General features: G+C 57.4%; 12 protein-coding genes. 8 read left to right on the forward strand and 4 right to left on the reverse strand.

Features of this window, described 5'->3' with window-relative positions; all coding sequences use genetic code 11:
* Positions 1 to 14 precede the first annotated feature (14 nt).
* The 5 genes from BLV85_RS00915 (at position 15) to BLV85_RS00935 (ending at position 6,189) form a co-directional block, all read left to right on the forward strand.
* The gene (locus tag BLV85_RS00915; RefSeq protein ID WP_090411150.1) at positions 15 to 227 is read left to right on the forward strand and encodes a hypothetical protein; all 213 of its coding nucleotides are present in this window, start codon (positions 15 to 17) and stop codon (positions 225 to 227) included.
* Positions 224 to 802: a transposase gene (locus tag BLV85_RS00920; protein WP_090411152.1), complete on the forward strand. Its 579-nt coding sequence runs from the start codon at positions 224 to 226 to the stop codon at positions 800 to 802. The genes BLV85_RS00915 and BLV85_RS00920 overlap by 4 nt, the downstream gene beginning before the upstream one ends.
* Entirely contained in the window at positions 799 to 1,035 is a 237-nt protein-coding gene (locus BLV85_RS00925) for a restriction endonuclease subunit S domain-containing protein (protein ID WP_090411154.1), read from the forward strand. Before BLV85_RS00920 ends, BLV85_RS00925 begins: the two co-directional genes overlap by 4 nt.
* A 100-nt stretch (positions 1,036 to 1,135) precedes the next feature.
* Complete coding sequence (locus BLV85_RS00930; RefSeq protein ID WP_090411156.1) at positions 1,136 to 2,428, forward strand: exonuclease SbcCD subunit D C-terminal domain-containing protein; 1,293 nt, start codon at positions 1,136 to 1,138, stop codon at positions 2,426 to 2,428.
* A gap of 11 nt (positions 2,429 to 2,439) precedes the next feature.
* Complete coding sequence (locus BLV85_RS00935; RefSeq protein WP_090411158.1) at positions 2,440 to 6,189, forward strand: AAA family ATPase; 3,750 nt, start codon at positions 2,440 to 2,442, stop codon at positions 6,187 to 6,189.
* Between the two features lie 50 nt (positions 6,190 to 6,239).
* Here the strand turns inward: BLV85_RS00935 and BLV85_RS00940 are convergent, their stop codons facing one another.
* Positions 6,240 to 7,739 (reverse strand): carboxypeptidase M32, encoded by a 1,500-nt coding sequence (locus BLV85_RS00940; protein ID WP_090411160.1) that lies wholly within the window; start codon positions 7,737 to 7,739, stop codon positions 6,240 to 6,242.
* A 354-nt stretch (positions 7,740 to 8,093) separates the two neighbouring features.
* Here BLV85_RS00940 and msrB point away from each other — a divergent pair, with 354 nt between their 5' ends.
* Positions 8,094 to 8,612: a peptide-methionine (R)-S-oxide reductase MsrB gene (gene msrB / locus BLV85_RS00945; protein WP_090411162.1), complete on the forward strand. Its 519-nt coding sequence runs from the start codon at positions 8,094 to 8,096 to the stop codon at positions 8,610 to 8,612.
* 369 nt (positions 8,613 to 8,981) lie between these two features.
* On the opposite strand, the gene efp is transcribed toward msrB, so the two are convergent.
* Positions 8,982 to 9,539 carry an elongation factor P gene (efp, locus tag BLV85_RS00950; protein ID WP_090411164.1) on the reverse strand — a complete coding sequence of 186 codons (558 nt, stop codon included), beginning with the start codon at positions 9,537 to 9,539 and terminating at the stop codon, positions 8,982 to 8,984.
* Between the two features lie 108 nt (positions 9,540 to 9,647).
* Positions 9,648 to 10,874, reverse strand: coding sequence for an elongation factor P maturation arginine rhamnosyltransferase EarP (gene earP, locus BLV85_RS00955; RefSeq protein WP_342706984.1), 1,227 nt, complete (start codon positions 10,872 to 10,874; stop codon positions 9,648 to 9,650).
* 312 nt (positions 10,875 to 11,186) lie between these two features.
* On the opposite strand from earP, the gene BLV85_RS00965 reads away from it, so the two are divergent.
* Entirely contained in the window at positions 11,187 to 11,843 is a 657-nt protein-coding gene (locus tag BLV85_RS00965) for a thiopurine S-methyltransferase (RefSeq protein WP_090411168.1), read from the forward strand.
* 22 nt (positions 11,844 to 11,865) lie between these two features.
* Here the strand turns inward: BLV85_RS00965 and BLV85_RS00970 are convergent, their stop codons facing one another.
* A complete protein-coding gene (locus BLV85_RS00970) occupies positions 11,866 to 12,252 on the reverse strand; it encodes a VOC family protein (protein ID WP_090411224.1) in 387 nt (128 codons plus the stop codon).
* Between the two features lie 137 nt (positions 12,253 to 12,389).
* Here BLV85_RS00970 and BLV85_RS00975 point away from each other — a divergent pair, with 137 nt between their 5' ends.
* Entirely contained in the window at positions 12,390 to 14,303 is a 1,914-nt protein-coding gene (locus tag BLV85_RS00975) for an SWIM zinc finger family protein (RefSeq protein ID WP_090411170.1), read from the forward strand.
* Positions 14,304 to 14,328 lie beyond the last annotated feature (25 nt).

Consider the following 14,328-nt stretch of genomic DNA (forward strand, 5'->3'; position numbering starts at 1 on the left):
ACTCGGAAACACGAATGCCTACATTGAATTGGATCGGCAAACAAACCGTCGTCAAACACCACAAAGAAGTGCCATTCCGCCTGCTGGAGCCAGTGTCCAATCTGTCCTGCGGCCCGGAGGATACAGGCAATCTGATCGATTGGAGCCTTACCCCCGGCCGTTATGTCAGCGTGGCGCCAAAAGAAGAAGAGGGCGAGGATTTCGATTTTGAGGAACTGGGAATATGACATACCACCCAGGCAAGCATCACCGCCGATCAATCCGTCTGCCTGGTTACGATTATTCACAGAATGGGGCCTATTTCGTCACCCTCTGCACGCATAACAGGCATTGTCTGTGTGGCAAAATCGCCGATGGCGCAATGCAGATGAATGATGTGGGGAATATCGTGCGCCAATGTTGGGATGCAATCCCCATCCATTTTCCACGCATAGAGATCGACGAATTGGTTGTTATGCCAAATCACATCCATGGCATTGTGGTGATCGATGGTAGGGGCACGGCATGCCGTGCCCCTACGGTGGAACGATTCGGGCAGCCGATATCCGGATCGATTCCAACAGTCATGCGATCATTCAAATCGGCCATGACAAAACGTATCAACGAAATGCACGGCACGCCCGGTGCCCGGTTATGGCAGCGCAATTATTGGGAACACATCATCCGCAACGAAGATGAACTGAACCGCATACGGCAATACATCATCGACAACCCCGCGCGGTGGGAGATGGATCGGGAAAATCCCAATGCCGCACAACTGGACGTGGCAATCAAGAAGAATTTTGACGAACGGGAGGCATGAGCGGGGCTGCGCAGGACCATCTGGGTCATGCCAAGCGCCTGTCTTTGAAGTTACCAATACCGGGCATCATCGAGCAGAAGTATAGTGCGGATACCCTCCCCACCTATGAGGATCTAATCGAAAACAACCGGCGGCGTGCAAAGGAACGGCTTGAAAAGCGAACTTGCAACACCGGCACCCGCATCTTCGCAGAAACGCCGGCAAGTACCGATCAAGCAAACCCTGTAAAATAGCGCTCATGGCATATCCTGCGCGCGAGAAACACTGCCGACAAATGCATGTGAATTGCATGGCATGCACCACGAAGAAATATAAAATAGTACATATTCATAAATGAAACTCCTTCACACCTCCGATTGGCATCTCGGCCGCGCGCTCTATGGCAGAAAGCGGTATGAAGAATTCGAGGCATTTCTGGCCTGGCTGGTGGAGACGATTCAGCAGCATGCAATCGATGTCCTGCTGGTGGCAGGCGATGTTTTTGACACCAGCGCCCCGAGCCATCGCGCCCAGGCGCTCTATTACCGCTTCCTGTGCCGGATGGCTGCTTCATCCTGCCGGCATGTGGTGGTCATCGCCGGCAATCATGATTCGCCCTCGTTTCTCAATGCGCCCAGGGAATTGCTCAAGGCGCTCGATGTTCACGTGGTGGGCCATGCGTCGGAGGATCCAGAGGACGAAGTCTGCGTGCTCGCCGATGCGAACGGTGCGCCGGAACTGATCGTCTGCGCCGTGCCCTATTTGCGCGACCGGGACATCCGCGTGGCGGAAGCCGGCGAGACGATCGAGGACAAGGAACGCAAGCTGATCGATGGCATCCGCGCCCACTATGCCGCCGTCGCTGCCGTGGCCATGAAAAAACGGGCCGAGATTAATGCCGCCATCCCGATCGTGGCCATGGGCCACCTGTTCACGGCTGGCGGACAAACCGTCGATGGCGATGGGGTGCGCGAGCTCTATATCGGCTCGTTGGCCCATGTTTCCGCTGGCATCTTTCCTGACGCTTTCGATTACTTGGCGCTCGGCCATCTGCATGTGCCGCAAAAAGTAGGGGGCTCCGAAACCATGCGTTACAGCGGCTCGCCGCTGCCGATGGGGTTTGACGAAGCCACTCAGCAGAAAAGCGTCGTGATCGTGGATTTTCAGGCACCCTCCGGTGCGCAAGCGGTGAGCGGCACGCACTCTCTGCCCGAATGCGCGCCGTCTGCGCACCGGCACCCAGCAATCAGCCTGATCGATGTCCCGGTATTCCAGAAACTCGAGCGCATCCAGGGAGACTGGCCCGATATTTCAAGCCGCATTCTCGAACTGTCGGCCGCCGATTCCCGGACGTGGCTCGAAATTATTTACCAAGGCCTGGAGGTCATGGGCGATCTGCGCGTGCGCCTGGATGCCGCCATCGACGGCACCGGCATGGAAATTCTGCGGGTGAAAAACAACCGCATCATCGAGCGCGTGCTGGGGCAGATGCATGACCAGCAAACGCTCGATGATCTGAGCACGAACGAGGTATTCGAACGCTGCCTGGCTGCCCATCAGGTGCCCCCAGCGCAGTGGCCGGCATTGCTGCATGCCCATCAGGAGATACTTGCCTCGCTCGGCGAAGACGATAGGCAGGCGGAATAGCAAGGCGCCCGATGAGAATACTGCAAATACGCTTCAGGAACCTGAATTCGCTGGCCGGCGAATGGACGATCGACCTGACACACCCGGCTTATGCCGCCGATGGTATTTTCGCCATCACCGGGCCAACCGGGGCTGGGAAAACAACCCTCCTCGATGCCATCTGCCTCGCCCTCTACGGCCGCACGCCCCGCCTCAACAAGATCAACAAAGGCACGAACGAGATCATGTCCCGCCAGACTGGCGAATGCTTTGCCGAGGTGACGTTTGAAACGCAGACCGGGCGTTTCCGCTCACATTGGAGCCAGCGCCGGGCCAGGAAAAAGCCGAACGGGGAACTGCAGGTACCGAGGCACGAGCTGGCCAATGCCGATTCGGGTGAGATTTTCGAGACCAAGCTCAGAGGCGTGGCCGAACAGATCGAGGCCGCCATCGGCATGGATTTTGAGCGTTTCACCCGTTCCATGCTGCTGGCCCAGGGCGGCTTCGCCGCCTTCCTGCAAGCGGCGCCCGACGAGCGCGCGCCGATCCTGGAACAGATCACCGGCACCGAGATCTACAGCCAAATCTCCATGCGCGTTCACGAGCGCCGCGCCGAGGAACACAAACAGCTCGACAGATTGCGGGCCGAGCTGGCGGGCATGCAGCCGCTGGCTCCGGAAATGGCACAGCAACTGGCAGCCAGCCTGGAGCAGAAGGGTCAGCAGGAGGCGGCACTCACACAGCAGCTTCACCAAAAAACCCAGGCCGTCGCATGGATCGAAGGCATGGACCGCCTGCAAGCCGAGTTGAAGGTGCTTGGCCAGGCCAGGACCGCATGGCAGGCCAGGGTTGAAGCCTTTGCGTCCCAACAGGAACGGCTGCGGCTGGCCAACCAGGCACTCGAACTTTCCGCCGAGCATGCGGCATTGACTGCCACCCGCAAGGCACAAAACGCAGACCAGGCCTTGCTCGGTGAATGCCAGCAAGCCCTGGCCGGCCACACCACGGCCGCCGGGCTGGCGGAAGCGGCCATGAAAACCGCTGCTGAACAACTCTCGGCCAGAAAAGCGGCCCAGCAAGCGGCGCTGCCCGTCATCCGCAAGGTGCGCGAGCTGGATCTGAAAATCACCGAGAAAAATGCCCCCATCAAAGCAGCGCGTGAGTCCATCACGGCGCTTGTGTCCGTTCTTGAAACCCTTCGGGCAAAGCAGGCCGGCGATGCACAGGCGCTGCACGATCAGCGCAAGGCCTGCGAAGCGCTGCAGAGCCTGCTCACGGCATCCCAGGCGGATGAAAAGCTGGTGGAGCATCTCGCCGGGTTGCGCAGCCGGTTCGATGCGTTGAAAGCGCTTTCCGGGCAGCTGGCGAGCAAACAGCAGGAGGCAACCCAGGCGCAAGCCCAGCGCAAGGAAGCCATAACTATCTGGCAGGCACAGACGCGCGGCCTCGACACGGCACAACGCGCGTTGCAGGAAAGCCAGGCGGCACTGGCTGGAAAGCAATCCGCGCTTCTGAAAATCCTGGACGGACAGGCGGTCGCCGCATGGCGGAAGCACCAGTCGGCACTGACAGCGCAACAAGACCTGATCGGCAAAACGCTTGCGGCTGCCGAATCCGTGGAGAAATCGAAGCAGGCCAGCAGCCAGCTTGACAACCGGCAAGCCGCGCTCAAACAGGAGGCCGCAGCCCTGAAGCAGATGCTCGCGCACCAAAGCGAAAAGCAGGCCGCGCTTGAAAAGGAAGTGGGGCTGCTTGAAACCCAGCTGACACTGCTCCAACGCATCGAGGCGCTCGAACAAGCCCGCAGCCAGCTGCGAGATGGCGAGCCCTGCCCGCTGTGTGGCGCCCGGGAGCACCCGTTTGCCGAAGGCAATGTGCCCCTCCCGGATGAGACCCAGCAACGTCTCGCCGCGGCAAGAAGCGAACTCAAGGCGGGAACGGAGGAGATCTCCGGCTCAAGGATCAGGCTGGCGCAGGTGGACAAGGATCTCGAGCAAACGGCCTGCGCCCAGCAGGAACACGCCGTAAAAATGCGTGAAGCCAGCCAAGTGATACATGACCACTGCACCGCATTGGATAGCGGCCCGAAACTGGCAGCCAGCGATCCCGGACTGGCAGAGAAGCTCAAGCAGCTTCAGGCAGAGAATGGCCGTCAGCTTGCCCAGGCGACCGGCATATTGGAAGCAGCCGATGCCATCGAAACGGAATTGGCCAAACTGCGCGCTGCCGTCGAGAAAGCCAGGAAGGCTGTGGTGAAACAAGAGCGTGAAGCTCTGGCGGCCGCGCACAAGCAAGAGTTTGCCGAGCAATTACAGCAGCGGCTCGCAAAGGAAGCAGCAGCATACCAGACCCAGCAGCAAGCATCGCTGGATGGACTGCAGCAAGAGATCAACCGCTACGGGATGACTGCACTCTCTGCCGAAACCATCGATGCGGTCTTGGCGCAACTAGCCCTGCGGCGTGAGCAGTGGCTCAGCAGAAACAAGCAAAAAGCCGAGCTCGAACAAAAAATCATCACCCTCAAAATACAGCTGGACCACCGGGCTGAGCAGATCCTCAAGACCGGCCAGGAAATCAACAAACAACAGGCGCTGCTGGCTGAACTGCTGCGTGATCAGGAGACCCTTCAGCATGAACGGCAGGCGCTGCTTGGGGACAACAAAACCAGTGAGGAAGAGCAGCGTCTGGCCGATGCGGTTGAATCCGCCGACAGGGGACTGGATAGCGCTCGCCAGAAATTATCCGCAGCCCAGCAGGCGCTCAGCCAACTGAAGGCCAAAATCGAGGAACTGGAGACAGCGCTTCGCAACCGGGGAATACAACTGGAATCAGCCGCCGAGGCTTTCCAGGCGCAGCTGAAATTGGCCGGATTTAGCGGCGAGGACCATTACCGTTCCGCCTGTCTGCCCGAAAGCGAACGCAGGCAGCTGGCCCAGCAGGCCCAGAAGCTGTCGGATGAAAACACCGAAATCAGCTCGAAGGAACAAGAAAAAACCCAGATCCTGAAGGCCGAGCAGCAAAGGCAGCTCACCGCAGAGCCCCTGGATCACCTCAAACAGGCCGTGACAACGCTGACTGCCGCCCAACGGGCGTTGCAGCAGGAAATCGGCGCTATCCGGCAGCAGCTCAAGGACAATGACACCCTGCAGCAACAGCAGCAGGCGCGCCTGCAAGCCATCGAGGCCCAGCAACGCGAATGCACGCGCTGGACGCTGCTGCACGAGCTGATCGGCTCCGCCGACGGCAAGAAATACCGCAATTTTGCCCAGGGGCTGACCTTTGAAATGATGGTCGGCCACGCCAACCGCCAGTTGCAGAAAATGACCGATCGCTATTTATTGATCCGCGACGACACCCAACCGCTGGAGCTGAATGTGATCGACAACTACCAGGCAGGCGAAATCCGGACCACCAAGAATCTGTCCGGTGGCGAAAGCTTTATCGTCAGCCTGGCGCTGGCGCTGGGGCTGTCCCACATGGCCAGCAAAAATATCCGGGTGGATTCGCTGTTCCTCGATGAAGGCTTCGGCACCCTGGATGATGACGCCCTGGACACCGCGCTGGAAACGCTAGCCGGACTGCAGCAGGATGGCAAACTGATCGGGGTTATCTCGCATGTACCGGCACTCAAGGAGCGGATCGGCACCCGGATTCAGGTCATCCCGCAAGCGGGCGGCAGAAGCTGGATAGCGGGGCCCGGTTGCGGGCAAGCTATCCGAGAAGAAGACGGGCCACAGGCAGACAGCAGGCGCAAGCAAGCCGACAGTGCGGCTGCATCATAACCACGGGAGCAAGGCCGCACTACCGGCGCCTTGTCCCGGTGGCATGGTTCCTATGAATATTTCCGCCCCAAGTATGCCAGAAAGGGCGCCGGCGACAGATCCTGACCGGTCAACTGCCGGATCAGCTCCTGCGGGAACAGACTTGAACCATGCCGATAGATGTTTTCTTTCAGCCACGCATGCAGGGTGCTGAAATCCCCACGCGAGATCGCCTCCGGTATGTCCGGATGCGCCTTGAGCGCGGCATCGAAGCACTGCGCGCTGAAGAGGTTGCCGATCGTATAGCCCTGGAACATGCCACCCACGCTGCCATAAAACCAATGCACATCCTGCAGGCAGCCTTGAGCGTCGGACGCCGGCCGCACACCGAGATCGGATTCGTAGCGGTCGTTCCAGGCAGCGGGCAGATCCTTGGCCTTGAGCGAACCTTCCAGCAGCTGCGCTTCCAGATCGAAGCGGATCATGACATGCAGATTGTAGGTCACTTCATCGGCCTCGGTCCGGATCAATGAAGGCTGCACGCGATTGATGCCGCGATGGAATTCATCCAGCGAGACATCCTGCAGCGCATCGGCAAAATGGGCCTGCAGGTGAGGATAAAAATATGTCCAGAATTCACGCGAGCGGCCCACCAGATTCTCCCACAACCGGCTCTGGCTCTCGTGAATGCCGGCGGAAACGCCGTAACCCAGAATGGTTCCCTCCAGACCCGGGGCAATGCCCAGCTCGTAAAAGGCATGGCCGGACTCGTGAATGGTGCTGAAAAGCCCATCACAAAGATTGGTCTCGTCAACCCGGGTCGTAATGCGGACATCCCCGGCGCCCAGCTTGGTCATGAACGGGTGATAGGTCAGATCCTGGCGCCCGCGATTGAAATCATAGCCGAGATGCCTGGCCAGCCAGTTCAGAAATTCCATTTGCCGCGGCTTGGAATAGACCCGCGACAGAAAATCGGTCCGCGGCTGTTCACGAGACGACAATTCCTTCACCAAGGGCACCAACTCCCGCCGCAGCGCGGCAAACAGCGTCCTGAGGCCCGCAGTCGTCATGCCGGGGTCGGCATCTTCGATATGCGGGTCCATCGGGTGAACCCAGGCAGTCTCGCCCGAATTGAAATAATCCGAGACCGCCCGTGAATACATGACCGTTTTTTCCAGAAAGGGGGCCACGGCGTTGAAATCATTCGCCTTGCGCGCATGCACCCAGACATCATAAGTTTCCGTCATATGATGAAGAAATTCGGCCTTGAAAGCAGGCGGTATTTTCGAGGCGCGGGCAAACTGCCGCTGTGCCAGGCGCAGGAATGCCCGATCCTCGGCCGCCAAGGTTGCAGCGGGCAATCCCGATGCGGTCTCCAGCAACTCGCCGACAGCCGGTTCGATCAGTTTCTCATGGGCGATCTTCTCGACCGCGGCAATCATACGGCCGCGCGACCCTGTCCCATCCTGGGGCATATGGGTGGACATATCCCAATGAAGCACGGACACTGTCCGCCGCAAATCATCAAGTTCGGCAAAACGGGCCTTCAAAGACTGGAGAGCGGGGTGCATAAAAGCATGGTCCTTTTGAAATATGGGAATAGAGGGAAAGGAAAAAGTATAAGAAAGCCAGGAGTGTGTCAAACCGAGGCGGCAAATACCCAGATCCGAGCACCTTCCCGCCCCAGGCTGTTGCCAACCCAACTAAAATAGCTAACCGAAGATTGCTCAAACACTCATCGGCCATTGTCGCCGGGACTCTTTCGGCAGTAGCAGGGTTACAATCAGCGATTGTCTACCCCCCGATCAGCAACAACGGCCGATCGGTTTTGATGATGGTGTTCAGCCTATGCGCATCCGGCGTGCGCTGATAGGCGCCATCGCAAGCCGCCTGCGATCACCCCTGATAAATTTGGAGAAGCTTTTATGAAACGACGCACTCTGTTACGAACACTCGCCGTAGCCGGCATGATGCCGCTGCTACCCGGATGCCTGCGGGCACAAGTTGTGGGAGAAGCAGCCAGCCCGATCACCCCCCTGGACAAACCACGCGAGGCATGGCGTGCACTGCTGTCGCCCAGGGCCTATGAAATACTGTTCGAAGCAGCCACCGAACGCCCGGAATCCAGCAACCTGGTTTATGAAGAACGGGAAGGCACCTTCATCTGCGCCGCCTGCTATCTGCCCTTGTTTGAAAGCCGGAACAAATACGAAAGCTGGACAGGCTGGCCGAGTTTTACCCAGCCGATTGCCGGACATGTCGCGACCCGGATCGACTTCAAAATGATCAAGCCACGCACGGAATACCATTGCGTGCGCTGCGGCGGACATCAAGGCCATGTCTTCAACGATGGCCCACCGCCACGCGGGGAACGCTGGTGCAACAACGGCATCGCACTCAAATTTGTGCCCAAGGAAGAATCATTACCCGCGCTCAGAGGCTGAAACATCCCTGCTGGCGCACGACTTGCAGCCTGCATGTTCCATAACAAAAACCGGCGCCGTTCGATCCGTCTGAAGGGATACGATTATTCTCAAGCGGGTGCGTATTTCGTGGCCCTGTGCATCCAGAACCGGGAATGTCTATTCGGGGATATCGTGGACGGAAAAATGCAATTGAACGAGTTGGGGCAGATTGTTGCGGATGAATGGCGGAAAACGGCAATCATTCGCGATGAAATCGAATTGGACAAATGGGTGGTAATGCCGAACCATTATCATGGGATTTTGGTTATTGCCAATTCGTCATTGAGCATCCCCAGAGACGACAAAGGAGCCTGGCAGCTCCCTTGTCTTCCTGGTGACAGGTTGTCATTACTTGGCTCGGCTGCGGTATTCCCGTGTGCGGGTATCGATTTCGATCTTGTCGCCGATTTCACAGAACAGTGGGACCTGCAGTTCGAAGCCGCTGATGATTTTGGCGGGCTTCATAACCTTGCCGGAGGTGTCGCCTTTGACGGCGGGCTCGGTATAGGTGATTTCGCGCACCACCGAGTTGGGCAGTTCCACTGAGATGGGTTTGTCGTTGTAAAACACCACTTCGCAGGGCATGCCATCTTCCAAGAAGTCGAGCGCATCCCCCATGGTGTCGGTTTCGACTTCATACTGGTTGTATTCGTCATCCATGAATACATACATGGGATTGGCATAGTAGGAATAGCTGACTTCCTTCTTGTCCAGCAAGACCACGTCGAACTTGTCATCCGCCTTGTATACCGCTTCGCTGGGCGAGTCGGTCAGCAGATTCTTGAATTTCATTTTCACGACGGAGGCATTGCGGCCCGATTTGCTGAATTCGGTTTTCAGCACCACCATGGGGTCCTTGCCGAGCATGAATACGTTACCTACACGAAGTTCCTGAGCTGTTTTCATCTGATATCTTGGGGTAAAAAATGACATGCATTATAGCTTGACCCCCGTCAAAAATCCAATTTTCGGCGGTCTGCCTGCACGGATTGCAAACAAATAACATCTTAGTTATCAATCATATGCCGTTTGGCCCAGGGTACCTGCACCCTGCATGGTTGAATCATTTGACTGATCGGGCGCCTGCTGGTTCATACAAAAATCGACCAGGTTGGAGGCAAGATCGGCAGCCTGCGCAAGCTGTGTGGCCCAGGCCTGGGCATGGGCCTGCAGGCGTGCGCGCCGCCACCAGAAACCGTCCCAATCCAGCAGCCGCCCGCCGCCATTCCAGCAGCCATGAAAACGGCGCACTGCGGCCGCATCATCATTTGACAGCCCCTGGCAATAGCGCGCCAGAAAGGCTTCCAGCTTGACCTGATGCGCGTTGTCCGCTTGCGGATAAATCTGCCAGACCAGCGGCCGGGCGGCCCACTGCGCGCGCACGAACGAATCCTCGCCGCGCACGAAGTTGCAATCGCACAACCACAACAGGTGGTCATAATCGGCCTGCGTCAGAAAGGGGATGACTTGCAGGGTCAGGTTGCCGCGCATCACGCGATCGCCTGCCTTGAGCGCAGTTTTGCCAGCCCAGCCCGCCGCCTGCGCAAGCGCCTTGCCCATTGGCAACAGGCAGCGCACCGGCATGCTGGCCGCCGCCCACGCCGCCAGCAAGGCGCTGATGGGCGCATGGTCATAACAAAACAGCGAAACCGTGGTTTGGCCGGTTTCCGGTTCGGGCAGGCCGAGCTGACGCCAGCCGGTCGCTGGCTGACGCTGGCGCGCAGCGCGCTGCGCCAGCAGGCCGGCCTCGCGCAACAGTCCGCCGGTCGCCGCGCTGAAGCCGGGAAAAAAGAAATATTTGGTCAATGGCAAGCGTGGATGGGGTGAAGCCAGGCCATGGCAGCCCTCCACCCATGATTCCGCCGACAGATATTCCAGATTGATCCAGACGCGCTTGGTTGTCTTGTCCTCGGAGCATTGGTCTGGCTGACAAGGCCGGGGAATCGCCATGGCCTCGACATAGCGCTGCGGCAACTCGCAGCCGAATGCCTCGATCACCACCTCGGCCGGTTCCACATCGGGCCAGGGTTCGACCCATTTCCTCAGCTCCACGCCCTGGCAATGTTGCACCGCCAGACGGGTATCGACTGCCGGACAAAGGGGTTGCAAGCTGGCCAAATCATCCACCCACAGGCGCACACTGATGCCATGTTCCGCCGCCAGCTGGCGCGACAGCCGCCAGCACACACCAATATCGCCGTAATTGTCGATGACATGGCAGAAAATATCCCAGCGCATCATGAAGTTTTTGGTCTATCCGTTTGATTGCCAGCCCGATTCGACGGAAGATATCCGGTCTGCCGATTGCGGCGGCAAGACCCGGATCCGGCGGCAATCAATCGTGGTGGAGAAAACAAATGCTTGTCACTTGAAGAAATTGAAAAGATTACTGCACAAACCTGTGGCCGGAAACAAAAATGATGAAACCAGGCCTAACAAACGAAACTGTTTAAAAATGCAGGATGCGCTTGCGCGCCCTATACAATCACATGAGACCTAAGCAACGGTGATCGGTTCGATCATCATTCACTGAATGCAAACTGGAAATTGGACATGGAACAGGACTATTGGTTAACACGCTGGCAGCAAGGAGACATCGGCTTTCATCAAGACGACATCAACCCATATCTGCGCCAATACTGGCATGAGCTGAATCTGCCGCAAGGCGGCGAAGTCTTTGTCCCCTTGTGCGGCAAAAGCCGCGACATGCTGTGGCTGCGCAATCAGCGGCAGAAAGTGCTCGGCGTGGAATTGAGCGATCTCGCGGTACAGGCGTTCTTCAGCGAACAGGCGCTCGTCCCGGAGCGGATGCGCGATGACAGCTTTGTGCATTACCGGGTGGATGATATCGATATTCGCTGTGGCAATTTTTTCGATCTCGGCAGGGAAGATCTTGCCAGCGTGCAAGCGGTTTACGACCGCGCCTCGCTGGTGGCGCTCCCGCCTGCGATGCGCCAGCGCTATGCCAGCTATCTGCTGCAGATTCTGCCGCCTGGCACCCAGATCCTGCTGATTGCATTCGATTATCCCCAGGCGGAAATGGCCGGGCCACCGTTTGCGGTCACGCCTGGCGAAGTCGCGGCACTCTACCAGCCACATGCTGAAATACGGTTATTGGCGGAACTGGATGTGCTCGCGCACAACCCGCGCTTTCGTGAACGCGGGTTGAGTCAAATGCGCGAAAGCATCTTCCTGCTGACTCTGCGCTGAAAATACCACCGTTCAAAAGTCATTATCCGGTTTGGGTTTCGACAAATTCGAGTGCATTGCCATCCGGATCGCGGCAAAACAGCGCGCGGCGGCCGGATTGGCTGAGGCTGCAGGGGGTCCCATGCGCGCAAAGCCGTGCTTCCAGGATCTCTATCGAATTTACCGCCAGCGCGACATGCCGGTCCCGCCCACCCTGTGCGGGCCGCCCCTCGCATGGATCGGGATTCGGCAATTGTAGCAAATGAATCTGCTGATGGCCGGCCAGCTGCAGCCAAGCGCCGGGATAGCCAAGGCCGGGCCGGGCATCATCCACTTCCAGCCCCAGTACCCCGTTATAAAATGCCAGCGACCGCTCCAGATCGGCAACCAGCAAGCTGGCATGCAGGATTTTTCCTATTTCAAGTTGCATCGGAACGCCCATAAAATGTTAGCAGCAAACAAAATACCTTTATCATTTGGCAGTGCCTGGTACCATAAAAATGGACGAGAAACTATCCTGAGCTTCATGCATCCAGTTGAGAATCAGTATGAGACAGATTAAGAAAAATGTGCACCATTAAAAATACCCTGGAAGGCCTGACCCGCCAAGAGCTTCTTGAATGGGCCGGCAGCAAAATCTACCATCGCGGCGAAGATTACGTGAAGCATGTTTCGCAGTTATCGCGCACCGAAAATGGCGCACTGGCTGCCTGGGTCTCGGGCAGCGATCGGTATGCGACCTCGGTCAGCCGTCAGGATGGCGGCGAGCTTCATTTTGACTGCAGCTGTCCCTATGATGGCTGGGGCCCCTGCAAACATGTGATAGCAGTTCTGCTGGCGGCTATCGCGCGGCAGCAGCAAAACAAGGCAATTCCCTTGCTCGATCCACAAGATGACTTATTCATCTTGTTGTTTGACGACAGCGAAGAATGGGCAGGGGCGGACAATAATAATCCCGATACGTACCTCATTTCCGAAAAAGATACCCAGAACAGAATGGCTGACATTGCATCCTTCCTATCCGGAAAAAGCCGCGAGGCGTTACTGGCGCTGGTCATTGATCTAGCAAACAAGCATCCAGGCGTTGCCCGTCAAATCCGCGATGCTGCGCAGCTGGAGACAGGGCATATTGATAAAGTCATCCGGGCATTACGGAAAGATATTTTAAAGCTGACCGCCGAAGAAGCATGGTTCGATTCCTGGAGAGGAAGGGGGGATCTCCCCGACTATTCCCCCATCGAACAGCAGTTCCAGATGCTGCTTGACAGCGGATATCCCGATGCAGTGCTGACGCTGGGCGAAGTACTCTGGGAAGAAGGGAAAGAGCAGGTCGAGCAATCCCAGGACGAAGGCGAAACAGCCATGGCCATTGCCGCTTGCTTGGATGTTGTCCTGCAAGCGTTGCCCCTGACCTCGCTGACGCCATCGGAGCAATTACTGTGGTTGATCAGGCATGGGCTCGAAGATGAATTCGACTTGCTGACAAACACGGATGAAATTCTGAACGATAGCCGCTACACGGAAGTGCACTGGCATGAAGTTGCCACCGCACTTGAAAAGCAATTAGCGCAAACGCAGCCACGGCCGGAAGATTTTCAGACAACTTATCATCGCAAACAATTCGTCAGTTTGCTATGTGATGCCTACGCCAGAAGCGGGCAGCAACAACAGCTTATCCCGCTTCTGGAGCAGGAAGCAGATCGCACTAAGGATTACCAGGCCCTGGTCGAGACATTGCTTGAAACCGGAGAGCAAGACCGGGCCCGGCAATGGTGCATACATGGGTTCAACAAAACCATCCGCGATGCGCCTGGCATTGCCAGGGGCCTACAACAGCAACTGAGGCAGCTGGCCGAGGAAACAGGGCAATTCGATCTGGCAGCAGCCTATTGGGCCGAGAGTTTCTTTGCTCAGCCCTCGAAAGAGAATTACGTCAAACTTCGCAAGGCCGCTACCAAGGCCAATTCATGGCCCGCAGTACGGGATGGAATTCTCGGCTTTCTACAGACCGGCCAGCGCCCCATCATCGGCGATCAAATCCAGATCACCTGGCCGCTTCCGGAACCCGAAGCGGCAGCTCCCAAATCCGGCAATCTGAGATCCGGAAGCTTCCCGGACCATAATACATTGATCGAAATCACCCTACTTGAAGAGCGTCATGACGATGCCATCGCGCATTACCAGCCATTGATCAAGACCCAGTATCGAAGCTGGGGAATTGATCAGGTACTGGCTCAAGCCGTCAAAGCAAGCCACCCCGCCATTTCGCTGCAGATCTGGCAATCGATCGTTGACCGCTTGATCGGCCAGACCAAACCCAAGGCATATCAAGAAGCAGCCACCTACTTGCGGCAGATGCGCGCGGTTTACCAAGAAACCCATCAACCGGAGAACTGGAAAGGATTGATTACACGCCTGCGCACAGAACATAAAGCCAAGCGGCGTCTGATGGAAGTATTGGATATGCTGGAAAAAAGCTAAATGCGGGAACCACGAATGCACACAA

It is taken from the genome of Nitrosomonas halophila, from assembly GCF_900107165.1.
Taxonomy (GTDB): domain Bacteria; phylum Pseudomonadota; class Gammaproteobacteria; order Burkholderiales; family Nitrosomonadaceae; genus Nitrosomonas; species Nitrosomonas halophila.